At 61.4% G+C, this 24,770-nt stretch carries 20 protein-coding genes and 1 tRNA gene; 9 read left to right on the forward strand and 12 right to left on the reverse strand.

What is annotated here, in order from left to right:
• Nucleotides 1-4 precede the first annotated feature (4 nt).
• The 8 genes from Q0367_RS05625 to Q0367_RS05660 form a co-directional block, all read right to left on the reverse strand.
• Complete coding sequence (locus Q0367_RS05625; RefSeq protein ID WP_297639209.1) at nucleotides 5-898, reverse strand: PH domain-containing protein; 894 nt, start codon at nucleotides 896-898, stop codon at nucleotides 5-7.
• Nucleotide 899: 1 nt separating this feature from the next.
• A complete protein-coding gene (surE, locus tag Q0367_RS05630) occupies nucleotides 900-1,697 on the reverse strand; it encodes a 5'/3'-nucleotidase SurE (RefSeq protein ID WP_298981194.1) in 798 nt (265 codons plus the stop codon).
• A 15-nt stretch (nucleotides 1,698-1,712) separates the two neighbouring features.
• Nucleotides 1,713-4,769: a penicillin-binding protein gene (locus Q0367_RS05635; protein ID WP_297639202.1), complete on the reverse strand. Its 3,057-nt coding sequence runs from the start codon at nucleotides 4,767-4,769 to the stop codon at nucleotides 1,713-1,715.
• Nucleotides 4,770-4,911: 142 nt separating this feature from the next.
• Nucleotides 4,912-5,670 (reverse strand): class I SAM-dependent methyltransferase, encoded by a 759-nt coding sequence (locus tag Q0367_RS05640; protein ID WP_298981195.1) that lies wholly within the window; start codon nucleotides 5,668-5,670, stop codon nucleotides 4,912-4,914.
• A 48-nt stretch (nucleotides 5,671-5,718) separates the two neighbouring features.
• On the reverse strand, nucleotides 5,719-6,477 hold the full coding sequence (locus Q0367_RS05645; protein ID WP_297639196.1) for a class I SAM-dependent methyltransferase: 759 nt from the start codon (nucleotides 6,475-6,477) through the stop codon (nucleotides 5,719-5,721).
• Nucleotides 6,478-6,495: 18 nt separating this feature from the next.
• Entirely contained in the window at nucleotides 6,496-7,026 is a 531-nt protein-coding gene (locus tag Q0367_RS05650) for a redoxin domain-containing protein (protein WP_363325838.1), read from the reverse strand.
• Complete coding sequence (gene gndA, locus Q0367_RS05655; protein ID WP_297639193.1) at nucleotides 7,026-8,441, reverse strand: NADP-dependent phosphogluconate dehydrogenase; 1,416 nt, start codon at nucleotides 8,439-8,441, stop codon at nucleotides 7,026-7,028. The genes Q0367_RS05650 and gndA overlap by 1 nt, the downstream gene beginning before the upstream one ends.
• An 81-nt stretch (nucleotides 8,442-8,522) precedes the next feature.
• Entirely contained in the window at nucleotides 8,523-9,680 is a 1,158-nt protein-coding gene (locus Q0367_RS05660) for a CHAT domain-containing protein (protein ID WP_297639190.1), read from the reverse strand.
• Nucleotides 9,681-10,007: 327 nt separating this feature from the next.
• Between Q0367_RS05660 and Q0367_RS05665 the strand changes: the two genes are divergently transcribed.
• Nucleotides 10,008-11,021 carry an NAD(P)-dependent oxidoreductase gene (locus Q0367_RS05665; protein ID WP_297639187.1) on the forward strand — a complete coding sequence of 338 codons (1,014 nt, stop codon included), beginning with the start codon at nucleotides 10,008-10,010 and terminating at the stop codon, nucleotides 11,019-11,021.
• Nucleotides 11,018-13,462: a S41 family peptidase gene (locus tag Q0367_RS05670; RefSeq protein ID WP_298981196.1), complete on the forward strand. Its 2,445-nt coding sequence runs from the start codon at nucleotides 11,018-11,020 to the stop codon at nucleotides 13,460-13,462. Before Q0367_RS05665 ends, Q0367_RS05670 begins: the two co-directional genes overlap by 4 nt.
• Nucleotides 13,463-13,682: 220 nt before the next feature.
• Here Q0367_RS05670 and Q0367_RS05675 read toward each other — a convergent pair whose 3' ends face one another.
• Together Q0367_RS05675 and Q0367_RS05680 are read right to left on the reverse strand one after the other, a co-directional pair.
• Nucleotides 13,683-14,912, reverse strand: a complete 1,230-nt coding sequence (locus tag Q0367_RS05675; protein WP_298981197.1) for a Xaa-Pro peptidase family protein — start codon at nucleotides 14,910-14,912, stop codon at nucleotides 13,683-13,685.
• A gap of 129 nt (nucleotides 14,913-15,041) precedes the next feature.
• Nucleotides 15,042-15,659 (reverse strand): bifunctional 2-polyprenyl-6-hydroxyphenol methylase/3-demethylubiquinol 3-O-methyltransferase UbiG, encoded by a 618-nt coding sequence (locus Q0367_RS05680; RefSeq protein WP_298981198.1) that lies wholly within the window; start codon nucleotides 15,657-15,659, stop codon nucleotides 15,042-15,044.
• Between the two features lie 203 nt (nucleotides 15,660-15,862).
• Here Q0367_RS05680 and Q0367_RS05685 point away from each other — a divergent pair, with 203 nt between their 5' ends.
• Together Q0367_RS05685 and glgD are read left to right on the forward strand one after the other, a co-directional pair.
• Nucleotides 15,863-17,119, forward strand: coding sequence for a glucose-1-phosphate adenylyltransferase (locus tag Q0367_RS05685; protein ID WP_298981199.1), 1,257 nt, complete (start codon nucleotides 15,863-15,865; stop codon nucleotides 17,117-17,119).
• Nucleotides 17,120-17,198: 79 nt separating this feature from the next.
• Entirely contained in the window at nucleotides 17,199-18,461 is a 1,263-nt protein-coding gene (gene glgD, locus Q0367_RS05690; RefSeq protein ID WP_297639170.1) for a glucose-1-phosphate adenylyltransferase subunit GlgD, read from the forward strand.
• A gap of 81 nt (nucleotides 18,462-18,542) precedes the next feature.
• Here glgD and Q0367_RS05695 read toward each other — a convergent pair.
• A tRNA-Cys gene (locus Q0367_RS05695) sits at nucleotides 18,543-18,613 on the reverse strand.
• A gap of 61 nt (nucleotides 18,614-18,674) precedes the next feature.
• Here Q0367_RS05695 and Q0367_RS05700 point away from each other — a divergent pair.
• The 3 genes from Q0367_RS05700 (at nucleotide 18,675) to Q0367_RS05710 (ending at nucleotide 21,289) form a co-directional block, all read left to right on the forward strand.
• On the forward strand, nucleotides 18,675-19,037 hold the full coding sequence (locus Q0367_RS05700; RefSeq protein ID WP_298981201.1) for a cold shock domain-containing protein: 363 nt from the start codon (nucleotides 18,675-18,677) through the stop codon (nucleotides 19,035-19,037).
• A 183-nt stretch (nucleotides 19,038-19,220) separates the two neighbouring features.
• Nucleotides 19,221-20,513 (forward strand): isocitrate lyase, encoded by a 1,293-nt coding sequence (gene aceA, locus Q0367_RS05705; protein ID WP_298981203.1) that lies wholly within the window; start codon nucleotides 19,221-19,223, stop codon nucleotides 20,511-20,513.
• Nucleotides 20,514-20,761: 248 nt separating this feature from the next.
• A complete protein-coding gene (locus Q0367_RS05710; RefSeq protein WP_297639159.1) occupies nucleotides 20,762-21,289 on the forward strand; it encodes a universal stress protein in 528 nt (175 codons plus the stop codon).
• A gap of 163 nt (nucleotides 21,290-21,452) precedes the next feature.
• On the opposite strand, the gene Q0367_RS05715 is transcribed toward Q0367_RS05710, so the two are convergent.
• Nucleotides 21,453-22,325, reverse strand: a complete 873-nt coding sequence (locus Q0367_RS05715) for an aldo/keto reductase (RefSeq protein WP_298981205.1) — start codon at nucleotides 22,323-22,325, stop codon at nucleotides 21,453-21,455.
• 339 nt (nucleotides 22,326-22,664) lie between these two features.
• Between Q0367_RS05715 and Q0367_RS05720 the strand changes: the two genes are divergently transcribed.
• Nucleotides 22,665-23,666 carry a hypothetical protein gene (locus Q0367_RS05720; protein WP_297639145.1) on the forward strand — a complete coding sequence of 334 codons (1,002 nt, stop codon included), beginning with the start codon at nucleotides 22,665-22,667 and terminating at the stop codon, nucleotides 23,664-23,666.
• Nucleotides 23,667-23,866: 200 nt separating this feature from the next.
• Entirely contained in the window at nucleotides 23,867-24,685 is an 819-nt protein-coding gene (locus Q0367_RS05725) for a TspO/MBR family protein (protein ID WP_297639142.1), read from the forward strand.
• Nucleotides 24,686-24,770 lie beyond the last annotated feature (85 nt).

The raw sequence follows: 24,770 nt of genomic DNA on the forward strand, positions 1-24,770 counted from the left end.
CCCCTCAAGCGATCAGGCTAATCAACGCCAACAGCAAAAACACCTGTACGACAATTGCGCCTCCCCACAGCATGTGCGCTGCAGTCTGATGCCGCTGACCCGCCAGCCAGACGCCGCCGATCGCGTTGACGGCCCACGCCAACAACCCGATGAACACCAGCCGAAACAACACCGTTTTTTCGCGAATTTCGACCGGCAACCCCTGGCTATTGTAACGAACCGCCAGAACGTCGGGCAAATCGGGGAAGCGAATTGTCAACACTGCGAAGAGCAAAAGCACGCCGACCAAGCCGATCCCTAACAGCCACAGGCCCTGACGATCGGCGCCCAAAGTGGTGGCGAGCCAGGTGCGTCGCACTCGCTCCGGCTGGACATTCTGCGTAGCGCCCAGTCGGCGCCGTTCCTGCAGCGCCTCGATGAAGCCCACTTCATCGGACGGGGACAGCACATACGCGCCGACGTCCGTCTTCAATGTGATGCATTCTGAGGGGGGGCGCGTGGCGCAGAGGTGAATCGACTGCGCCGAGGGCTGCGCCTCGACGTCGAGGAACGGAAGAGGCCAACGCAGCAGGTTGGCTTTGGGCGCCTCCAACCACGGCGCCCCTTGCACGATCTCGCGCACACTTTGCATCGGGATGACCTGTTGAAAATGCGCCCAATGCAAGGTCACGGCGTTGCGGTCGATCCAATATTCGACCGAGAAAGCGGCCCAGGTGCGATAGATGAGGTGAATGAGCACAGGAATGCTGAGCACCACCGCCAGAAAGAGCACAAACTGGAGCAGATCGATCGGGCGACGCAGCGCCCAGACCACCATCAGCAGATCGATCAGAACGATCCAGACGATGACTGCAACGCCCTCCCAGCGCGCAGGCGCAGGCTTTGCTGCAAAAACCATCCTATTTTACCCTCAGCCCATCCAACGAAAACGCCGGCCGTTCGATGCGCAAAGTTTCTAAAAATGCATAGTGCGTCATATCCAGCGAGATCGGCGTCACGCTGACGTATCCTTGTTGGATCGCCCCGACGTCGGTGTCCGGATCGTCTTCGTCTATCGGTCGCGAGCCGCCCAACCAGTAGTATGGGCGTCCATAGGGGTCGCGACGCTGTTCGACCTCGCTGGCGTCGTAATGACGTCGGCCCATGCGCGTGAGGCGGACGCCGGCGAAGTCGGCTGCAGGCACGTTGACGTTGAGCAGCGTATATTCGGGAAGGGGGTTGTGCAGCACATATTGCGCAATGGCGCAGGCCACCTCGCCCGCCCTGCGGCGCACGGCAGCGGCGTCGGCGTCTTCTTCCTCGAAGAAGGAGGCGCTCACCGCAATGCCGGGCGCTCCTTTGATGACCGCCTCCATCGCACACGCCACCGTGCCGCTGTAGGTCACGTCAACGCCGAGGTTATAGCCGGCGTTGACGCCGGCGACGACCATGTCTGGAATGACCTCCAGGGCTCCGCCCATCGCTAACGCCACGCAGTCGGTCGGGCTGCCGCTGCTGCTGTAGGCAGGGCTGCCGTCGGCCAGCTTCGTCTTGTGAATGCGTAGAGGCTTATGCATCGTCTTGAGATGGCTGGAAGCGCTCCAGTTGCGCTCCGGCGCAAGCACAATCACCTCGGCGATCGACGTCAGCGCCTGCTTCAGCGCCAGCAACCCAGGCGAAAAGACGCCGTCGTCATTCGTCACCAAAATGGTTGTCATCCTCGAAGTCCTCGTTTATTGTTTGCGGTGGCGCACATAGACCCGCACTTCTGCACTTTCCGCTCGATTGCCGGCGGCGTCGTAGGCGATCGCCTTGAAAAGATGTCCTTCAAAGTAGACGCCGCCGTTGGTGACAATGGCCTGGAAGCCGCCGGGATAGGTGACAACTAGCCCGGGCTGCACCTCTGGGTCGTCGGACTGGAATCCCGGCCATGGCTGCCCGCCTGCCGCCGAGTTGAGATCGCGCATGGTGATCTTCCAGCGTTCGTTATAGGGCGCCACGGTGCTTGTGACAAAGACGCTGCCGTTGATCATGAACTCGACGCGATCGATGGCCAGGTTGTCGTTGACCAGAGCGTTGACGTTGATCTGTTCATCCGTCTCCATGACGAAGAGCTGATCCGGCCGCGGCTCCGTCAGTACGATGGTCGGCGGCGTATTGTCGATGGTCACAGGGATGGCCACCTGTCGCACGCCGTCCCCGCGGTTGACGGTCAGCCGCACCATGTACAGCCCTTCGGCCAGGGTGCGGGTGTCCAGCCGCTCCAACACGCCGTTTTGAACTTCTTCGCCGTGCTCCGGGCCGATTTGAATCCATTCCGTCGGATCGAGGCCGGCGCCGATCTCCAGTCGATAGGGGCCGCCGCGGGCGTTGCCGATGAACTCCACCTCGCCGGAGATGTAGCTGCCCAACGCCGGCTGAATGATGGCGATGTCCGGGTCGAAATCTTCAGGGCGCAGCGACGCCATCGTGGTGGGCGGCTGGGGGATGCCGTTTTCCGCCACCCAGTCGGCGGCCTCGCGCGGCAGGATCATATAGACGCGGCGCTCGATGCGCTCGGGCGGCGTCGCCGGCCCGGCCAACAGCCCGGTCTCCCGGTCGATCTCAAATTCCTGCCAGACGTTGTCGAGCATGGTGGGTTCGGTGCCGGCCACGAAGATCTCGGTGCGCTGCTCCTGACACTGGGGCGTCGGCAGCAGCCCGCTCGGCATACAGACGACGCGCTGGATTACGCCAGGCGGCATCGGATACCAGCGCGGGGGTTCGTTCTCATGATATTTGCGCATCACTGCGTTCCAGATCGGCGCAGCGCCGGAGAGGCCGGTGACGTTGCGCATCGACTCGTTGTCGGTGTTGCCGACCCAAACGCCGACGGTCAGTTGCGGCGTGAAGCCGACCGTCCAGTTGTCTTTGAAGCCGTTGGTGGTGCCGGTCTTGACGGCCACCTTGCGATCGGGCAGGGTGAGCGCCGTGTTGGCGCCGAAGGCGGGCGCGCGCGCCACGTCATCGCTCAAAATGTCCTGCATCAGGTACGCCACCTCGGCGCTGAAGATGCGCTCGGCCTGGGGCTGCTCGTATTTCTTAAGAATGTTTCCCTCGCTGTCGCGAATCTGCAGGATCGACACCGGGTTGAGCGTGCGATAGCCGCTGCGCAATTGGCTCGGCGGCACCGGCTCACCCACCATGACGCCGCTGTTGGCGAAGACCGAATACGCGTAGGTGTGGTCGAGCAGGGAGACCTCGCCGCCGCCCAACACCAGGCTGAGGCCATAGAAGCTCAACCCGCGGTTCAGTCCGTTGATGCCCATGCGGTGCGCCGTGCGCAGCGCCTCGGCTACGCCCACCTGCTGCATCACGCGAATGGCCGGAATGTTGTACGAACGCGCCAAGGCATTGCGCAGCGACACCGGACCATGATATTGTCGGTCGTAGTTCTCCGGCCGATAAAAGGTGCCGTCCGCCTGGGGAAAGGCCGTCGGGACGTCCAGAATCATGGTCGCCGGCGTCATGCCCTTCTGCAGCGCCGTCAGATACACGTAGGGTTTGAAGCTGGAGCCGGGCTGGCGTTCGGCCAACGCCACGTTGACCTGGCCGTCGATCTCGCGGTTGTTGTAGTCGAGCGAGCCGACCATGGCCAGAATTTCGCCGGTGTCGTTTTTGATGGCGACGACGGCGGCGTTGCTGGCGTTCTTATCCTGCTCCTGCAGGATGCGCACCTGTTCGCGCGCCACCTGCTCGGCGTATTTCTGCAGCTCCACATCAAGCGTGGTGTAGACGGTCAACCCTTTGCGCCAGATGAAGAACGGATCATCCGTCGTGTTGTATTGCTGCTTCAACTGGTCGAGCACGTAGAGCGCAAAGTGGGGCGCCGTCAGGATGTCGAAGCGCTCGGCCACGGACCTGCGCACCGAGAGCTCCTCCTGGAAGGCGGCGTCCGCCTGCGCCTGCGTGATGAAGCCGGCTTCGACCATCGCCTGCAAGGTGACGCCCTGACGCCGTTTGGCGTCCTCCGGGTTGTCGATGGGGTTGAGCGCCGGAAATTGCGGGATCGCCGCCAGCATGGCTGCTTCAGCAAGAGTCAGATCGCGCGCGCTTTTGCCAAAGTAAACCTGGCTGGCCGCCTCGACGCCGTAGGCCAGGTTGCCGTAGAAGTTGTAGTTCAAATACCATTCAAGCAGCTTTTCTTTCGGGTAGCGCCGCGTCAGCTCGAGGGCGAGCACCACCTCTTTGATTTTGCGCGCGTAGCTCTGCTGTGCGCGCTCCTCCGGCGGAATGAAGATGTTCTTCACAAGCTGCTGGGTGATCGATGAGCCGCCCTGCACAGCTCCGCCTTGAAGATTCGAGACAAAGGCGCGCAACAGGCCGCGTACGTTGATCCCAGGATTCTCAAAAAAGTTGCGGTCTTCCAGCGCAACCGCCGCCTGCCAGATATAGGGGCTCATGCGGTCGAGCGTTATGAAGCGCCGGTCGCCGCCGAAGGGGCGCGGGTCGACGCTCTCGTACAGGAGATGCTGGCCGGTGCGGTCGTAGATGCGCACCGTCTGAAATTGATCCTGCTGTTGCTCGATTACGCTGACGTCGGGCAACTGAGCGGCGTATTCCTGATAGACGCCGAACACCGCAGCGGCGACAACGCCGGTGAACGCAGCGATTGAGGCGCCGATGACGAACAGGAAAATCAGGAGAAGTTGGGTGAGCCGCAGCCAGATTCTTGGTTTTGTTTGCTCGGCTCGCTGTCTGCGTCGCCGGGCCATGAGAATGGTGTCGTGTCGGTCTAATCGTTTTGTCATAACTCAGCCGTGTAGCGTAACACGTTTTGACCAATCCTGCCAAACAGCCTGCGCATCAAGTTCAAATCATTTTGGACAAAGGCTTCTGCATGGAAGTCACAGGCTTTCCTGTATGACGACTTTCTTGCATGAGAACTTTTTCCTACCTCACAATTTTTTCCACGACGAGCAGATGGCTCAATCCCAGGATGCAGAGCGGAGAGCGCTCCATCGCATAGGTGAGACGACGCAACAGTCTGCCCAAGGCCGGACGACGTTGCACGATGTTGTCGTATCCGGGAAAAACCTGGCTGTGATGCACGATGCGCACCGGTTGACCGATAAAAAGGCGGCGCAGGCCGGCGGCCGTGTACGCGCGCACATGCGGCGCCAGCCGATTGCGCAAGGCGTCCGGCAGGTAGTTGACCAGCGGAACGTTGCCGAAATGATAGACGCCGCGCCAGTAAACGCCGTGCGTCTCGAAGGGATAGAGGCGATTGGGGACGAAGATCACGGCGCGGCCGCCGGGGCGCAGCACCCGCACCATCTCCGCCACTGCCGCACGGTCGTCCGCCACATGCTCGAGCACCTCATGGCTCAGCGCCAGATCGACGCTCTGGTCGGCGAAGGGCAACGCCTCGGCTGCAGCCAGGCAGAGCAGGGCGTCGGGTGCGTTGCGTTGTGCGACGCTCAGATAGTCGGCTTCGATGTCGACGCCGCTTATGCGCTCTGCGTATGGCGCCAGTGCGCGCACGTACATGCCGACGCCGCAGCCATCCACCAGGATATGCTCGACGCGCTCCCGGCCCGCCAGCCCCCAGCTTATGATCATCTTCAGGCGACGATTTTGCCCTTCTCGCCAGACAAAGCTTGGGTTGCCACGGAGCGCCGCCCGTTCTCCATGCAGGTTGAATGTTTCCATGATTCTGCTGTTCTCAACGCTGAAAGAAATGTAAAAGTTCGCGGACTGCTATCGAGCCGGCGAAGGCAGCTTCGTGCCGACGTGAATGGCCACGGAGCGCATCATGCGTTCCACAAAGAAGACATGGTGGAGACCGGCTCTCTCCATCAGGCGCGCCAGTTCAGCGGGCGGTGGAAATTCCACCGTGCTGTGGGGGAGATACGCATACGCCTGGCGATCCCGCGCCACGAGGGAGCCGATCAGCGGCACCATCTGAAAGAAGTACAGACGGAAAAGCGGGCCGAGCGGACTGTTGGAAGGGGGCGTCGTCTCCAGACAGACGACGCGACCGCCCGGCTTGGTGACGCGCGCCATCTCGCGGAAGGCCGCCACGCGATCCACGACGTTGCGGATGAGAAATCCACTCACCACGGCGTCGAACGTGTTGTCCGGAAAGGGCAGTGCACAGGCGTCCGCTTGAATGAAGGGCAACCGCAAGCCCGGGACTTTATCGACGCCCGCCGCCATCATCTCGTAGGTGAAATCAGAGCCTACTGCTCGCACCGTCGGATAGCGCCGCATGGCCATGTAGGCGATGTCGCCTGTGCCTGTTCCGACATCCAGCAAAAGGCCGTGAGGCGGCAAGTTGCAATAATCGAGCATCTCGCGGCGCCACCGCTGATCCTGCCCGAAGGTCATGAGCCGGTTCATCAGATCATAGGTCGGCGCAATCCGCGCAAACATGCGATTCACATAGAGGGCTTTTTCTTCGGGAGGCGGCAACACGCTGCTTTTTGTGGCCTCTGAATTCATCACTTCGGTGCTCATCTACACTCGTAGCTCACTTCATCGCAGAATGCCTGCAATCTGTTCGGCCAGGATGATGCTGTTCATTTCGCCCATCCAGATCGAGCGAATCACGCCGGTTTCATCGATGAAGTAGGTGGTGGGCAGGCCGCGCACGCCGTAGCGCTCTCCGACGAGCTGCTCGCCGTCCAGCGGCACGATGACGGTCAGGCCGACCTCCTCCACAAAGCGCTGCACGCGCTCGATCGGCTCGGCCTGGTCGATGGCGGCGAAGACCACGAGGCCATCGTAGTGTTCGGCGGCGCGCTGAATGGCGGGCAGCTCGCGCCGGCAGGGGCCGCACCAGGTGGCCCAAAAATTGAGCACGACAGGCTTGCCTCGATAATCGCTCAGGCGAAATTCGCCGCCGTCCAGCGTCGGCAACGCAAAGTCGGGCGCAGGCCGTCCCACGGCAGGCTGCGGCGCAAGAGAAGACGAATTGTCTTGCGCAGGGGCGTCCGGCTGGGTCCACCAGACCCAGCCGCTCCCCAGAAACAGCAACAAAACGAGGATGATTGTCCAGCGATTCATTATGCGTTGGCCCAATCGGAATGGAAGACGCCCTCCATGTCGATGCGCTCGTAGGTGTGCGCGCCGAAGAAGTCGCGCTGCGCCTGAATCAAGTTGGCCGGCAGCCGCTCGCTGCGATAGCTGTCGTAATAGGCGAGGCTGGCGCTGAACGCCGGCGTCGGCACGCCGAGCGCCACCGCCGTCTGCACGACATGGCGCCAGGCCGGCAGTCGTTCTCGCACCGCGGCTGCAAACTCCTCATCGAGCAGCAGATTGGTCAGAGACGGGTTGCGATTGAACGCTTCGGTGATTCGATTGAGGAAGCGCGCGCGGATGATGCAGCCGTTGCGCCAGATTGCTGCAATTTCGCCGAGGTTCAGCCCATAGTCGCGCGCCTTGCTGGCGGTGCGCAACATCGCCATGCCCTGGGCGTAGGCGCTGATCTTGCTGGCGTAGAGCGCCTGGCGCACGGCGTCGATCAGCGCCTGACGATCGCCGGTGTAGCGAGCCTCCGGGCCGGGCAACACCCTGGAGGCGGCCACGCGTTCCGCCTTCAGGCTGGAGAGGATGCGCTCGGTCACGGCGCTGTTGATGGTCGGCGTCGGCGCGCCGATGTCGAAGGAGTCCTGGCTCGTCCATTTGCCGGTGCCTTTCTGACCGGCGGCGTCGAGCACAAGGTCCACCAACGGTTTTCCGGTGATTTCGTCGATCTTGCGAAAGATCTGGGCGGTGATGTCGATCAGATAGCTGTCCAGCTCGCCTTTGTTCCATTCCTCGAAAATTTCGGCCAGCTCGTGCGCCTCCAGCCCCAGTCCGCGCCGCAGGAGGTCATAGGCTTCGGCGATCAACTGCATGTCGCCGTATTCGATGCCGTTGTGCACCATTTTGACGTAGTGGCCGGCGCTGCGCGGCCCCATGTAGGCGACGCAGGGTTTGCCGTCTTCCGGCGCCTTGGCGGCGATGGCGGAAAGGATGTCGGACACCAGTTTCCAGCCCTCGAGCGAACCGCCCGGCATGATGCTGGGACCCCACAGCGCGCCTTCTTCGCCGCCGCTGACGCCGACCCCCATGAAGAGCAGTCCGGCCTCCTCCAGCGCTTTAGCGCGGCGCTCGGTGTCCACAAAATGGCTGTTGCCGCCATCCATCACCAGATCGCCAGGCTCCAGCAGCGGAACCAGACTGTCGAGCACGGCGTCGACAGGGGCGCCCGCCTTCACCATGATCAGGATTTTGCGCGGTCGCTCCAGGGCGGCCACAAACTCCTCCAGCGTATGCGCAGGCGCCAGCTTCTTGCCCGGATGGGCGGCGACGAATTCATCCGTCACGCGCGTGGTGCGATTATAAATGGCGACGGTGTAGCCGTTGCGCTCCATGTTGAGCACCAGATTTTGCCCCATCACCGCCAGTCCAATCAGGCCGATGTCCGCCTTGCTCATGTTTGCCTCGTTCCTTTCTCAGTGCTCCATGAAAGTGTAGTTTATCGTAGCGTATCGAGACGTTCCGTAAGGTCGCCCATCTTATCGTTTTGTCAACACGGAACGCATGTACAGGCGCGGCTTGGGAGCCGGCGCGGGCGGCGCATAGCGTTCGAACAGGCGACCGTCCGGGATGCGACTGACCAGATGCGACAATCCCCAACCGGCGCCGGACTCCTCCAGCTGAATCGCGCGGCGCGCCTCGGCCATGGCGACGTCAACCGGGTGAAACGCCGCCAACATGCGATAGAATTCGTGAAAAAAGGCCAAAGAGGGGCGGGTGCGCAGCTTGGACGGCCGATAGATGGCGGCGGGAACGCCGCGGCGCACCACCTGTTCGCTCACCTCGGCGCCTGGGTCAAGCCCCCCTGCGCGTGCCGCGTTGCGCACCTCGATCATCGCCAGGCGCAGGGAAAAGTGGTCGCTCAGCAGCTTGCCCAGATGTTCGCCGCTGACGGCGCGGCCGCGCCCCATTTCGTCCTCAAAAACCACAACGCCGCTCTGAGTTTGCGGATCGTGCACGGCAAAGCCGATAAAATGCAAGACATGATAGTTGCGCTGACGCAGCCGACGCTGCAGGTCGAGCAACGTCGGCCTGGGCAAGCGCTCGAAGACCATGCGGCCGTCGGCGGCGAGGTAATCGACGGCGTCAAGCAGCGCGCGCCAGTCGCGTCCGACGGCGAGCGGCGGGTGCCCTTCCGGCCCGGCCATCACCACCAGCACGCGCAAGGGCGGCTCCACCGCCAGCGGACGCAAGGCGTGGGCGGCCGGTTGGCGGCGCGCCAGCGGCGTGTGCACGGAAAGCGCCAGGAATTCATCGCGCGTCTCGTCGTAGAGATATTCCCAAGGCAGGGTGCGCAGAAAGGGCGCATCGCCGAAGCTTACCTGCACGCGCAGGCTGGCGCGGCTCGTGTAGGCGAGTCGCCAGCTTTCCTGCCACAGCTCCAGAATGGGGCCGACGAAAATGGCGTGAAAGAGCTTGCCGCCGACCTCACGCGCCAGCGCAAACTGAGCGTTTCGCTGCGTTTCATCTTCCCCGGGGTCTGCAAGCAGCCGCTGCACGACGGCGTATTGATCGCGGCGCTGAAAGGGCGGCTCGAACGCAATCGTCGCCGCGCCTGCAGGGGAGCTGCGCACCGTCGCCCGATAGCCGTCCTCGGTCAAATCGAGAAAGAGGTCGAAAATCCACTCGCTCGTCATAACCCAAACATTGTAGCCCGCATCAAAAGCAGGCGTCAAAGAGCGATTGGCGGATCGCTCAAGATCGTAGGATAATAGGCCGCATCGACCTTGCGCGCGGCATCGTAGCTGCGGCTCGTAGCCACAAATTCTGGCATATCACCGTGTCACGCCGGAGGCGATGACTTCTATGAGCGCATTTTACGATGCCAGATGCAGCGCTCAGCCGCACGTTCTCGGTGGACCGCAAGGTCTTGGGAAATTCGAGGGAACGCAGCTATGAGCTGCGCCCCTTGGAAGGCGGAAGGTTGTGCGTTTCCATCCTGATGTTTCGACTGGACGCGTTGTATGCAAGTATTGATCACAGGCGGCGCCGGTTTCATCGGCTCGCACCTGGCGCGGGCGTTGTTGGAACGCGGGGATCGGGTGTCGGTGCTCGACAACCTCAGCACGGGCAGTTTCGAGAATATCCGCGCTTTTGCGCATCATCCGCTCTATTCCTTCGCCATCGACGACCTGCGCAATGCGCTTGTGCTCGATCGGCTGGCCAGCGAGGCGGACGCCATCGTGCACCTGGCGGCGGCGGTCGGCGTGCAACTGGTGGTGGAGCGACCGACCGAGACGATCGAGACCAACGTGCTTGGCACCCACGCTGTGCTGGCGGCGGCGCGACGCTATCGCTGTCGCACGCTGCTGGCCAGCACCAGCGAAGTCTACGGCAAAGGCGTCAAGGCGCCCTTTTCTGAGGAGGATGACCTGCTGCTCGGCGCTTCGAGCCGCAGCCGCTGGAGCTATGCGGCCAGCAAGCTGCTCGATGAATTTTTGGGGCTGGCGGCCTATCGGGAGTTCGGCCTGCCGGTCACGATTGCGCGTTTCTTCAACACGGTGGGGCCGGGGCAGACCGGTCGTTACGGCATGGTGGTGCCGCGCTTCGTCCAGGCGGCGCTGCGCAATGAACCGTTGACGGTCTACGGCGACGGAACGCAGTCTCGCTGCTTTTGTCATGTGCGCGACACGGTGCGCGCCATCATCGACCTGCTCGACCGACCGGACATTACGGCGGGGGAAATTTACAACATCGGCAGCAGCCACGAGGTGACGATCACCGAGCTTGCTCAAACCGTGATTGAACGCACAGACAGCCGTTCGCCGATTCAGTATATTCCTTACAGCGAGGCGTACGCTCCCGGCTTTGAAGATATGCAACGCCGCGTTCCCGACACAACCAAAATTCGCAACGCCATCGGCTGGACGCCCAAATACACACTCGCACAAATCCTCGACGACGTCATCGATTATGAACGCTCACGGCTAAGTTCTGGGGATCATTGTCATTCCACACCAGGAGGGAGGCAGCTATGAATCACACCCGATCGTTGCTGACGGCGCTGTTGCTGCTGGCGTTGGTGTTGACGCCGGTCGTCCTGTTGCATGCGCAGGAAGAAGAGCCGCCGTTGGCTGAAATTGTCAACGACGAGGGCGGCCCCGTCATCGTGCGCGGGACTATGGACTACAGCAATCCGTTGGTCGCCCTGGGCGTCGCCCAGCCGCTGATCGTGTTGGAGGATCAGGCGGGTTTCATCGATCGCAATAAAGGATTTATCTTCCCCAAGGAATCGCAGGTTTTAGGCCAGATTCTGGGCGACTTTTTCGACCCGCCCTTCGAGTGGACGCTCTCGCTGCCGATCGAGCCGCAGGGCACGCTGCGCGACGTCGACAACAACGGACGCGAGGACACAGGCGTCATGGTCTTCGCCATCGCCTACTGGACTAACATCTTCGGCGATCCCTTCCTGGAGCAGCGCGATCAGAGCGGCGGCGGCTGGTCGACGGCGTTCGCCACCACGCGCGCAGCCACCGACCCCAGCGGCAAAGGCGAAATCATCGGCGGCAAGTTGATCGTCTGGGCGCCGGATGACCAACAGGGCTTCCCCAGCGGTTTCGGCGAGGACGGCAAGCTCTTCACCGCAGACGACCCCATCGTGCGACTGCCCGCCGGCTACACGATCGTTGATCTGGACACCGACCCCTTCACCTTCGACCGCTCGCGCTATCCGGAGATGGTGCTGATCGAGCCGGAGAGCCTGACGCTCGACGACTTCTCCGACCTGAGCTACACCGAAGCCTTCGACGCCATGATCGATCTCTTCCGCCGCAAGTACGCCTTCACCGAGCTGAAGGGCATCGACTGGGATGCCAAAGCCGCCGAGTTTCGCCCTCGCTTCGAGGAAGCCGAGGCCAACAATGACGCACTGGCCTACCGCCGCGCCCTGCGCGATTTCATCTGGTCGATCCCGGACGGTCACCTGAGCGGCCCGTTCATCCAGCAAGACTTCATCGAGGCGACGCGCGGCGGCGTCGGCATCGCCATTCGAGACCTCGACGACGGTCGCACGATCGTCAACTTCGTCACGCCCAACAGCCCCGCCGAGCGCGCCGGCATTCAGCTCGGCGCCGAGATCCTCACCTGGAACGGGCAGCCGATCGACGACTACGTCGATTCGATCGTGCCCTTCTCTTCGCCCTTCTCGACCGACCATGTGCGCCGTCTGCAGCAGCTACGCTACGCCACGCGCGTGCCCATCGGCGAAGAGGTCGAAATCACCTTCAAGAACCCCGGCGACGAGGAAGCGCAGACCGTCGTGCTCACCGGCGAAGCTGAGAGCGAGAGCTTCCGCATCTCATCGTTCAACGTGGGACGCACCGGCGCCGAGCTGCCTGTCGAGTTCCGTCTGCTCGACAACGGGCTGGGCTACGTCAAAATTTACAGCTTCTCCGACAACGAGCTGCTCACCGTGCAACTGTGGGAGCGCATGATGCAGACGCTCAACCGCTTCCAGGCGCCCGGCCTGATCATCGACATGCGCCAAAATGGCGGGGGCAGCGGCTTTTTGGCCGATCAGATGGCGGCCTACTTCTTCGACGAGCCGCTGGAGCTGGGCCAGACCGGCTATTACGACGAAAGCCTGGGCGACTTCTACTTCGATCCAGATCAAATCGACCGCTTCTACCTGCCCGATGAGAGTCTACGCTATCGAGGGCCGGTGGCGGTGATCACCGGGCCGAACTGCGGCAGCGCCTGTGAATTTTTCACCTACGCTATGACGCAACAGGATCGCGCCAACGTCGTGGCCCACTATCCCACCGCCGGGCTGGGCGGCTCGCAGAATCTCTTCCTGATGCCGGAGTTCGAGTACCTGCAAATCTCGATCGGCCGTCCGGTCGACATGGAAGGCAACCTCATCATCGAAGGCGTAGGCGTGCCGCCCACGGTGCGCGTGCCTGTGACAGAGGAGACGCTTTTCGCCGAAGGCGACCCGCTCCTTGAGACGGCGATTGCCGTGGTCACCGGCGCCGAAGCGCTGCCCTACGGCGCAACGCCGTTCGAGGGCTCGCCAATCGCCCAGCCTGCGCGCCCTGCTGAGGCGGAAGCGCCGACCGAAGAGGCTGCGCCCACCCCCACCGAAGAAGCGGTGGAGGAGCCAACGCCCGCAGCCACGCCGGAACCCGCAGAAGAGGCGACGCCTGCTCCCACCGAAGAGGCGGCGGAGGAGCCAATGCCCGCCGTCACGCCGGAGCCCACCGAAGAGGCGGCCGTCGGCGCGACGGTGACTATCGTCAGCGGAGGCTCGCGCGTCATCGTGCGCTCTCAACCGGGCGCCATGGGCAGCATCATCGGCCTGGTCAACGACGGAGAAACCTACACGCTGCTCGAACGCTCCGCTGATGGCGCCTGGGTGAAGATCGACTTCGGCGAAAGGGGCGGCTGGATCAACGCCGACTTTGTCCGGATCAACGAATAGGGGGATGTTCGCCTGCCCAGAAGCTCAATACGCTTTCACGAAATCATCCGCAATTCATGTTGGGGGCGCAGCCAGGAGCCGCGTCCCCCAACCGATCGCCGGGTTGTAGATATCCCAAGGAAACGTTGCTCGCCGCGGCGCCTACGCATTACACGAAAGCTCTGTTAAAAGCTTGCAACTTTCGGGAAGGCGTCGGCGACGTCCCAGTTCTTCTGAACTTTCACCCCATCGGCACCACCAGATCATAGGGGAAGCGCGTCAGGTTGCGCACACTGCCGTCGGGCTGCAGGGCGATGGTGTCCTCGATGCGCACCCCGAAGCCGCGCTCCGGATAGTACAGCCCCGGCTCGACGCTCACCACATGCCCCGCCGCCAACAGGGTGTTGTTCCCTGGGGCGATGCTGAGCCGCGGCTCTTCGTGGATGTCCAGGCCGACGCCGTGGCCCAGGCTGTGCACATAGCCGTCATGGCCGCCGGGATGAGTGCGCGCCGTCGGATGCCCTTTCGCCTCGAAATAGTCGAGCGTCATCGCCTGCAACTCTCGACAGGGCAGACCGATCTTCACCGCCGCCATGGCCCGGTCAAAGATTTCTTTGACCTGTTCATAGGTTGCATACACTTCATCGGTGGCGTAGCCAAGACACCAGGTGCGCGTCATGTCGTGATAATAGCCGCTGCCCGTGCGAGGGAAGATGTCGAAGATGATCGACTGACCCAGCCGCAGCGCCGTGGACTCTGTCCCGCGGTTGTGCGGCACGCCCGCCTCTCTTCCTTGCGCGAAGATCGTGTCGCCCTGTTCAAAAAGACCATAATGAAGGGCGCGCACGCGCAGAAACGCTTTCACGTCGCCGACGGTGAGCGGCTCGCCGTCGGTCTTGACCACGACCTCTCCGCGCACAGCGTGGCTGCGAATAAATTCCTGCACATCGCCGACGATCAAGCTGGTGAGCCGTCCCGCCTCCGCCATCTCTGCGATTTCATCGGCGTCTTTCGTCTCGCGCGCCAGGCTGAACAGGGAGCGGCCGAATTCGCCCACAAGCTCGACGTTGCTCACTTGCGCCTGCAGAGCGTTCAGCAGCGTCATGGCGGCGCCGGCGTCAAACATGCCGTAGACGCCTAGGCGCCCCTGCAGTCCTTCATCGCGAATCACGTCCGTAAAATAGGCGACCTGCGCCGCCAACTCATCGCCGCCGTGCTCCTGCAAATAGCGCATCGGATTATAGACGGCGTCGCGATCGATCAGCCGCAGCCCTGTCTGCGCCGCCGTGTCGCGCTCCATGCCGCCGTGAATCAGCGTGAGCGGCCCGTTGCGTCGCTTGACGATCAGCGCGCGCTCCAGATGGGCGCCGCGCGTCAGATAATTCATGACCGGATTTCCGGCGGAGTCGCCGAGCACCAGAAAAGCGTCGAGATTGCGTTCTTCCATCAGGCGATCGAGGTCTTGTTTCATAGTTGTTCTTTCTTCTTTGTGAGTTTTTGGATATGTTGCGTGGTGCGTGTTGCGTGGTACGTGGTGCGTGTTTTGTCACGGAACACGGAGCACGCACCACGCAACACGGCCAACTCTTGCTCGATTCATTCATGATTCTACGGCTTCAGGGCGCTGCGCCAGGATGGCTTCCGTGGTTTGAGCGGTCTCATCGTCCGCCGTGGCGAGCAGTCTCCAGCCCCAGCTGCTGACGAGCTGGGCCAGCTCGCCTTCTTCCAGCAAATAGTCGGGGTTGGAATTCGGACGAATTTTGAGCGCACCTCGATGAAAAGTCTGCATGGCCAGCAACCCTCCTGGACGGACGGCCGCGCGCAGCCATGGCCATAGCCGACGATCCAGAAAATAAAAACAGGTGACGCAGTCGAAAGCATTCGCCGGCGGGCGCCATACATCCAGATCGGCGTGGATGAACGCCACGCGTTCGGAGACGCCCAGGCGTTCGGCGGCCTCCTGCGCCAACGCCAGCGCGGCGTCGCTCACATCGACGCCGACGGCGCGCCAACCGCGCTGTGCAAACCAGAGGACGGTTCCACCGGCGCCGCAGGCCAGGTCAAGCGCGGCGGGCGTTTCTCCGGTGCGACGACGCGCCGTCGCCACGTCGTCGACGATCTGTGCATGCGCCGCCAAAAACCGGTTGGGCTTGGCCTCGATCGGCGCATCGCCGCTCTGATAGCGTTCATTCCAGCGGGTGCGATCCTCCTGCGTCATGGGGCCAGCGTATCACTGCTGCGCCGGGAAAGCAAGCAGCGCACTCTGGCTTTTGGGGCCTGGCGCCTCGAGCGATTCGCCATTGGCGCAACGCAGGCAGGCTGGCGCCGTTCGGTTTGCTATCAGGTTGTCGAATCGCACTGTTTCTTCTACAATTAGGAAACATAGACTTCCAGATGCACACCTCAACAGGAAGGAAGGCCATGAGAACAATCGCCATGATTTTGGCCGGGGGCGAGGGCACGCGGCTTACGGTGCTCTCCGAGGAGCGCGCCAAACCGGCCGTGCCTTTCGCCGGTAAGTTCCGCATCATCGATTTCACGCTCAGCAACTGCGTCAACAGCGGCATCTACACGGTGGGTGTGTTGACGCAGTATCGCCCGCACAGCCTTCATGACCATATCGGCATCGGCAAGCCGTGGGACCTGGACCGCAGTCGCGGCGGCGTGCGCCTGTTGCAGCCCTATCAGGCGCGAAAGGGACAATATTGGTACGCAGGCACGGCGGACGCCATTTATCAGAACCTCAACTTTATCCATGAAAATCGCGCCGACAATGTGTTGATTCTGTCGGGCGATCACATCTACAAAATGGACTATCGTCCGCTGATCGACTATCACCTGGAAAAAGGAGCCGACCTGACCATCGCCGTGATGCCCGTGCCGCTCGAAGAGACGCATCGCTTCGGCATCATGGTGGTCAACGAGGAGCAGCGCATCATCGAATTTTATGAAAAACCCAAGGATCGAGACAAGGGCAACCTGGCTTCGATGGGCATTTACGTCTTCAACGCCAACACGCTCGAACGTCGGCTCAGCGAAGGGCGGCCGGAGAAGCCGCGCAACGACTTCGGCAAGGACGTCATTCCGGCCATGATCGCAGCGGGCGATCGCGTCTACGCCTACCGTTTCGAGGGATATTGGGTGGACGTCGGCACGATCGACGCCTACTGGTCGACCAGCATGGCGCTGCTGGGGCCTTCGCCTGCGCTCGATCTCTACACCGACAACTGGCCCATCCTCACCAAATCTGAGGAGCGGCCGCCGGTGAAAATCGGCCCGCAGGCCAAAATCGTCAACAGCATGATCTCCAACGGCTGCATCATCCGCGGGCTGGTGGTCAACAGTGTGCTCAGCCCGGGCGTCTATGTCAGCCCGGGCGCAGTGGTGCAGGACAGCGTCGTCATGAACGACACCTGGGTGGGCCCCGGCGCCCGGCTGGATTGCGTCGTGATCGACAAAAAAGTGGTGGTGGGTGCAGGCGCCATCGTCGGCGTGGGCAACAAAGAGACGCCCAACGAACAGATGCCGGATCGACTTTTCGCAGGCATCACCGTCGTGGGCAAGGGCGCTTACATCCCAGACGGCGCTCAGATCGGCCGCAATGTGTTGATCAACAGCAGACGGGACGAGTCGGATTTTCCACCGGATAGAATTGTACCGGACGGCAAGACGATCTAGTTTTTAAGACCCATTTCTGTGCAAGGGGCGCAGCGGCGGCGCTGTTCGCTCCTCACAGTTGTTCCAGCGAGGTGAACGTATGGCAAACGCCTTTGCAATGATCATGGCCGGCGGCTCCAGCGAAGAGCTCAGCGTCCTGACCGAGGTGCGCGCCGAAGCCGCCGTGCCTTTCGGCGGCAAGTTCCGCATCATCGATTTCCCGCTCAGCAACTGCGTCAACAGCGGCATTTTCAATGTGGCGATCCTCACGCAATACAAGCCGCGCAGTCTCAACGATCACATCGGCATCGGCAAACCGTGGGATCTCGATCGCGCCCAAGGCGGCGTGCGGCTGTTGCAACCCTATCGCGGCGGGCGCTACGGCGACTGGCAGAAGGGCACGGCGGACGCCGTGCGTCGCAACCTCGATTTCGTCGCCCAACAGGATGAGGAGCATGTTTTGATCCTGGCCGGCGACCACATTTACCTGATGGACTATCGCCCGATGCTGCGCCAACATATCCAAAGCAACGCCGACCTGACGGTGGCCGTGCGCCGGGTCAACCCGCACGAGACGCATCGCTTCGGCATCGTCACGCTTGGCCCCGACGACCGCATCGTCGACTTTCGCGAAAAGCCCAAACGCTCGCGCGAGACGCTCGCCTCGATGGGCATCTATGTCTTCCGCAAGAATTTGCTGATGGAAACGCTCCAGGCGCACGAAGAGTATCTTGACTTCGGCAGAGACGTGCTGCCCGCCATGATCGCTCAGGGATGGTGTGTGCGCGCCTATGCGTTCCCGGGCTACTGGGCCGACGTCGGCAACGTCCAGGCGTACTGGGAGGCCAACATGAGCCTGCTGGCCGAAGACCCGGCGCTCAACCTCTACGATCCGGACTGGGTGGTGCACACGCGCAGCGAGGAGCGGGCGCCGGTCAAAATTGGAGGCAACGCGCAGGTTGGCGGCAGCTTGATCTCCAATGGCTGCTGGGTAGACGGCGTCGTCGAGCGTAGCATCCTTTCGCCGGGTGTTCGCGTAGCCGAAGGCGCGGTTGTCCGCGACAGCGTAGTGTTGGCCGACACGATCATCGAGGCGGGCGCCGTCGTCGATCGCTGCGTCATCGACAAGCGCGTGCACATCGGCGCAGGTGCGCGCGTCGGCGACGGCGACGACAACACCGCCAACAAAGCCATGCCATCCGTGCTCAACACCGGCCTTACATTGGTGGGTGAGCACTCGGTCATTCCAGAAGGGATGGTGATCGGCCGCAACGTTGTGATTCACCCCGAAAGCACGGAGAAAGACTTCGGCAGGCGCAAAAAAGTCCCCAGCGGCGCCGACATTGGGGTGAGTCTACGATGACGATTTGAATTGAACCGGCGTTTTTGATCTGCGCCCGTTTTGGCTGTGCGGCGGGAAAGTCTTTGCCAGAAAAAAGAAGAGAGGCGACGGCCGGATTTGAACCGGCGATCGGGGTTTTGCAGACCCCTGCCTTACCACTTGGCTACGTCGCCATATTATATTAAGGGTAACAAGCGAACGAGGAAATGTCAAATTTGAAGGGCAAAAGGCAAGATGGCGAAGCTGGAATGGCGGGATGAAGAGCTGTACTGCGCTCGTTGTGGGATCTCTTTCCTGTGGACGCAGGAGGAACAAAGACAACCCGATGCCGTTGCGCCTCGCTACTGTCCGGGCTGCCGCCAGATCATGCCTGCGCCGGGGCGTGAGCGCGGGTTGGTGAAATGGTTTCACCGACGCAAACAATATGGATTTATCGTTCGCGCCCGGAAACCGGAAATTTATGTGCATCGCAACGCAGTGCGGGGAAAGCGCCTCCCCCGCCCGGGCGATCTGGTGGAGTTCACCGTTCAGGAGGGTGAGCGCGGCGTCCAGGCTACAGACGTCCGGCTGCTCGTCGTGAACGAGCCATCCTCTTGAAACATTTCATTTCACTGCAACCGCATTGCAACTCCTCTTCTGCAAGATAGATGCAACTGGACGTTGTTCCCCTGCAACGTCCCCTCGCACATGGTTCGTCCGGTGTGCAAGTTTGTTCAGTTTCAAAGCCGGCGCCGAGAACCGAGAGTTTGCATCACGTTCAAAGCAGGAGGAGAAAAAGCCATGCACGAGCAGAATCTTGCCGCACAGATGACCCAGGAATGGACGACATTGCAGCGATGGGCCGGCATTGAACGCCCTTACACCGCAGAGCAGGTGCTGCGGCTACGGGGCAGCTTCATGATCGAATATACGCTCGCAAGCATGGGCGCCGAGCGGCTCTGGAGCCTGCTGCACAGTGAGCCGTTCATCCGCGCCCTGGGCGCTCTGACAGGCAACCAGGCCGTGCAGATGGTGCAGGCCGGTCTGAAAGCGATTTATGTCAGCGGTTGGCAGGTGGCGGGGGACAACAACACGGCGGGCGAAACATACCCGGACCAGAGCCTCTATCCGGTCGACAGCGTGCCCACGCTGGTGCGGCGCATCAATAAGGCGCTGCAGCGCGCCGATCAGATCGACCATATGAATGGCCAGCATGGCCGCTACTGGATGGCGCCGATCGTCGCCGACGCCGAATCTGGCTTTGGCGGTGCGCTCAATTCCTACGAGCTGATGCGCGCCATGATCGAGGCAGGGGCGGCCGGCGTCCATTTCGAGGATCAGCTCTCTTCGGCCAAAAAATGCGGCCACATGGGCGGCAAGGTGCTGGTGCCAATGCGCGAGTTTATCCACAAGCTGGTGGCCGCGCGCCTGGCGGCCGATGTGATGGGGACGCCGACGCTCTTGATTGCCCGCACCGACGCCGATTCGGCGCAGCTGATCACCAGCGACATCGATCCCCGCGACCAGCCGTTCATCGTCGGTCGAGACCGCACCTTTGAAGGCTTTTACTCCATCAAGGGCGGCATCGAGTACGCCATCGAGCGCGGGCGGGCGTATGCGCCCTACGCCGATCTGATCTGGTGTGAAACCTCCAGACCGGACCTCGGCGAAGCGCGCGAGTTCGCCCAGGGCATCCATGAAAAATTCCCGGGCAAGATGCTGGCCTACAACTGCTCGCCTTCCTTCAACTGGCGCCGCAACCTCGACGAAAAGACCATCGCGAACTTCCAGGAGCGGTTGGGGGAGATGGGCTACAAATTCCAGTTCGTCACGCTGGCGGGCTTCCACTCGCTCAACAGCGCCATGTTCGAGCTGGCGCGCGCCTATCGAGACGAAGGCATGGCCGCCTACACGCGCCTCCAGGAGAAAGAATTCGCCATGGAGCGCGAGTTCGGCTTCACCGCCGTCAAACACCAGACTTTTGTCGGCGCCGGCTATTTCGATGAAGTGCAATTGACGGTCACCGGCGGCGCCGCCTCCACCACCGCGCTCAGCGGCTCTACGGAAGAGGAGCAGTTCGTCTCCGTCCACTGAAATGCGTAACAGCGCCTACAGCCGAAGCGCCTTCGATGTTTATGCAAGCCGACCGCAAGCCCACAGTAGGTGGGCTTGCGGCAATTGGGAGCGATGTCATGCAGGAAGGGGGACAGGCGTACAGGGCGATCGAAAATAAACCATGCTATCCTTAAATGGAGGGTGAAAATTGCGCGCCTCGAAGACGAGGCGGACGGACATGCGCCTCAAGCGGGCGCCTGCAATGGCTGATCAAAGGAGATTGCGCCATGACCAAATTTCGCATCCTGGTTCCGAACGACGGCTCCACCTTTTGCCGCCACATCTATCCACACCTGATTAAATTTTTCCCGCCTGAACGTGCTGAACTGATTTTGCTGCGCGTGGGCGCTCCGCCGGAAGGACACACACCGCTTCCTCCTCGGCCCACGGGCTACGACGTCGCCATCACGACGTTCGCCTCGGAGCGCGATGTGACGCTGGCGCGCCACCCGATCTACGCCAGCCAGGAATGGGAAAGCGCAGTGGCGGAAGTGCGCAGCGAGCTGGCGGGCGACGTTCATCTGCTGCGAGAGGCGGGATATGAAGTCGACGTCGAAGTGCGCTTTGGCGATCGAGGAGAAGAGATCGTCAAGTTTGTGGAACACCATCCGATCGACCTGATTGCAATGACCACACACTGGCGCACCGGTCTTCAGAAGCTCATCTTCGGCAGCGTCGCCCAATATGTGGTCGCTCGCGTTAACAAGCCGGTTTTGATGGTGCGCCCTCATGGCGAGGAGCAGGTTGAGGAGTGATGCAGACGTCGAAGGGGCGATCTGAAGACCGCCCCTCTCTCATTGCCCTATTGAGTCTGGCGATCCTTGAAAAGTAAAAGGACCGCTTCTCCTCTGCACATAGTCCATTCCCCATAAAAAATTATCCGGCTGCAGCCACGCCGACCCTCCGTCGAGCGTGCAATTATACGAAGAGCGTCGACATGCGCTCTTCTTGCACGAGCGCCTTCATTTCCTCGTCGGTTGGGCGACGTTCGAAGCGAGCAGCGGCGTCTAGCACTTTGGGCAAGAGGCGAATGTCTCCCACCGTGTTGAGGAAAATGCCCGGTCGACCAAGCACCCAGTGCACGGCCAGGTCGATGGAACGCTGGCTCTCTAGAGGTTGATACCAGACAGGGCTCGTGCGCTCCGCCGTCGCCCACGGGCCGCGCGTGATCGCCTTGATCGTCTGCACGGCGACGTTGCGCTCCTGGCAAAGTTTCAACAGTAACTCAAAATCATGTTCATAGACTTCGTCTTGCATCACCACATAGTTGTAGGGCAACAAGACCGAGTCGAAATCGAAGCGCTGAAGGCTACGACGATGCATGGCTGCCACAGTGCGGCCATGCCCGGTGACGCCGATGAAGCGCACCAGCCCTTGCTCGCGCGCTTCGATGCAGGCCTCCAGGGCGCCACCCGGCCCCATCGCCACGTCCCACTCGTCGGGATGCACAAGGTTGTGAAGCTGAATCAGGTCGACCGAATCGACGCGCAGGCGCTCCAGAGAGCGATGAATCTCATCTCGCGCAGCTGCGTAAGTGCGCTGGCCAGTTTTGGTCGCCAGAAAGAACTCCTTGCGGTGACGGTCCATCCAGGGGCCAATGCGCAGCTCTGAGTCGCCGTAGGAGGCCGCCGTGTCGATATGGTTCACGCCGTATTCCAACAGCAGATCGAGCGTGCGGTCGGCTTCCGCCTGTGAAACGGAAGCCAGCGCAACTGCGCCGAAAATTGTGACTGTGCTCATATGGCCGGTGCGTCCGAACATCCGTTTTTCGATCGGTTTATGCGTTGTCATGTAAGCCTCCCTTTTTCTCTTTGCCGAGCTATGAAAAATTTCCGATCGGTGACGTCAACCGCAGCGGCGCCAAAGCCAGAGCAAAAAGCCACAGCAATGGCGCGTTTCGAATCTATTATACGCCTGACCCTGATCTTTTGTCAGGTCTGTCTAAGAGCGCCAGGTGTGGATTCGATTTTTGCGTTGGACAAACGGTTGCTCTGTGCTAGAATAGCTGTCGGGAGCTTTGCAGTACATTGCAGCGCCTTCTCCATACGCCCGGTTTTGGGATAAAACGGGGCATCCATCCAGAGATTCATCATTTGAGACGAACGAAAATTAAAACAAGGAGGCTTCCTCATGCAGAACAGACGGCTGGCGCTTTTGCTCTCCATGCTGTTGATTCTGTCCACTGTGCTCACCGGCTGTATGGCGCGCCCGGGGCAGGGCAATCTGGCCGCCTCTGCGCCGCCCGATGCGCTGGTGGTGGATATTCCGGCGATTGCACTGGTCTACGATGAACAGGGTCAGGTTTCCTTGAAAGGAATCGACCTTTCTGCATTAGGCATTGAGCTGGATGCGCTGGCGCGCACACCGGAGCAGATCGCACTCGTGAGAAGGGCCGGCGTGCGCAGCGCATTTGTAGACCTGGGGCCGAATGGTCTTGCCATCTACGCCAACGGCAGGCCAATGTTGACGATGGACTGGAATGCAGAGACGCTGCAGTCCTTGGGCGCGGTGCTGGAGATCGTCGGCGTCGACAACGCCGATACATTGGTGAAGGTGTTGCCGTTGGCGCGCAACATGAGCCTGGGCGTAGCGTTCCTTTTCCCCGGCGCGGGCGACAATCCCACCCTGGTTGGGCCGGCGCCCGATCGGGCGGCTCTGCAGGCCAGCGTGCAGGCTGCGGTGTCGCAGGTGCTGGGAGAGCTGGGAATTCCCCCATTTGCAGCCGGTCTGTTGGGAGCTCTAGGGCCTCTGACGATTCGCTATGATGCGGCAGGCACGGCGACGCTGGAAGGGCTGGGAATGATCGCCGGCTTCCTGCCTCCCGACGCTCTCGCAGGCCTGAACCTGAACGCCGAGCAGATGGAGCAGGTCGCCGAACTCGGCATTCAGTCGATCAACGTGCAGACCAGGCCGGAAGGGCTGGCCATCACCCTAAACGGCAATCCGCTGCCGCTGATCCGCTGGGATAGCGGCCAAATGGCCAATCTGGTGGAGCTGGGATTGGACGGCGGCGTGCTCCCTGTTCTCACCGGCGCCGACCCCGAATCGCTCGATGCGCTTCGCCAGATCGGCAAGTTCGCCCCGATCTTGCAAACGACGCCGCTCAATATCTCGGTTGTTTTTCCCGAGTAAAAGCGCTTCCGTATCTTGGGGGTGGTGCAACTCTCTCTGCGCACCACCCCGATTTTTTGCCTCCCTCTCCGTCGCTCATCTAGCTTCCTGCGACCATCTCTTGATCCACCACTCCCCATTTACAAATAGGAGCATACTCACCGAACAAAATTTATTTTTAACCTAGACTAAACCTGTACAATCTGTTACAGGAGCAAATAATGAACGACACTTTGGCCATACATGAAGCTGAACGGAATACAACTAAACGCAGCGATCGGGTGTATCCGATTCTGGTGCTGGCCGCCACACTGGCTACGATTCTGGTCAACGGACTGGCCACGACTCTGCCGCTCAACGGGCAAAGCACAGGCGAGATTTCCGATCGATTTCCCTCGCTGTTTACACCTGCCGGCTACGTCTTTTCAATTTGGGGCGTCATCTATCTGGGGCTGATCAGCTACGCCGTCTATCAGGCGCTTCCCGCGCAGCGCACGAACTCTCGGCTGCGCAGCATCCGCTGGCCCTATCTTATCAGTGCAGCCGCCAACTCGACCTGGATCTTTTTCTGGCACTACAACCAGTTCATGTTGAGTCTGGTGGCGATGGCAACGTTGCTGGCAAGCCTCATCCTGATCTATTGGCGCCTGACAAGCGCTCCTGGCTCGGCCTCGAAAGCGGAACGCTGGGTCGTCGACGTCCCTTTTAGCATTTATCTCGGATGGATCACAGTGGCGACAGTCGCCAATGTCGCCATCGTCCTGCTCGATGCGCAGTGGAGTGGGGAGCCGCTATCTCCGGCGTTTTGGGCCTTGCTGATGATCATTGTCGCCGGCGTCCTTGGCGTCATTTTTTCCTGGAAAGCGTGCGACCTGGCCTATGTAGCTGTGTTAATCTGGGCCCTGATCGGCATTGCAGTGAAGCAAAACGCCACCCCCGTCGTAGCGTGGGGAGCGCTGACCGTTGCGGGTCTGTTGGCGCTCATCGCAACGGCCATCTGGGTGCAGAGTCGCAAAGCGCATGTAAAGCCGCCGGGCTGAAGGCAATCCGTAGCGTAGCTCGCAGCTACGCTTTCTTGCATTCTCCAAGACCTTGCGGGGCATCGAGAACGTGCGGCTGAGAGCC

Origin of the sequence: uncultured Caldilinea sp., from assembly GCF_937128415.1 — a bacterium.
Lineage (GTDB): Bacteria > Chloroflexota > Anaerolineae > Caldilineales > Caldilineaceae > Caldilinea.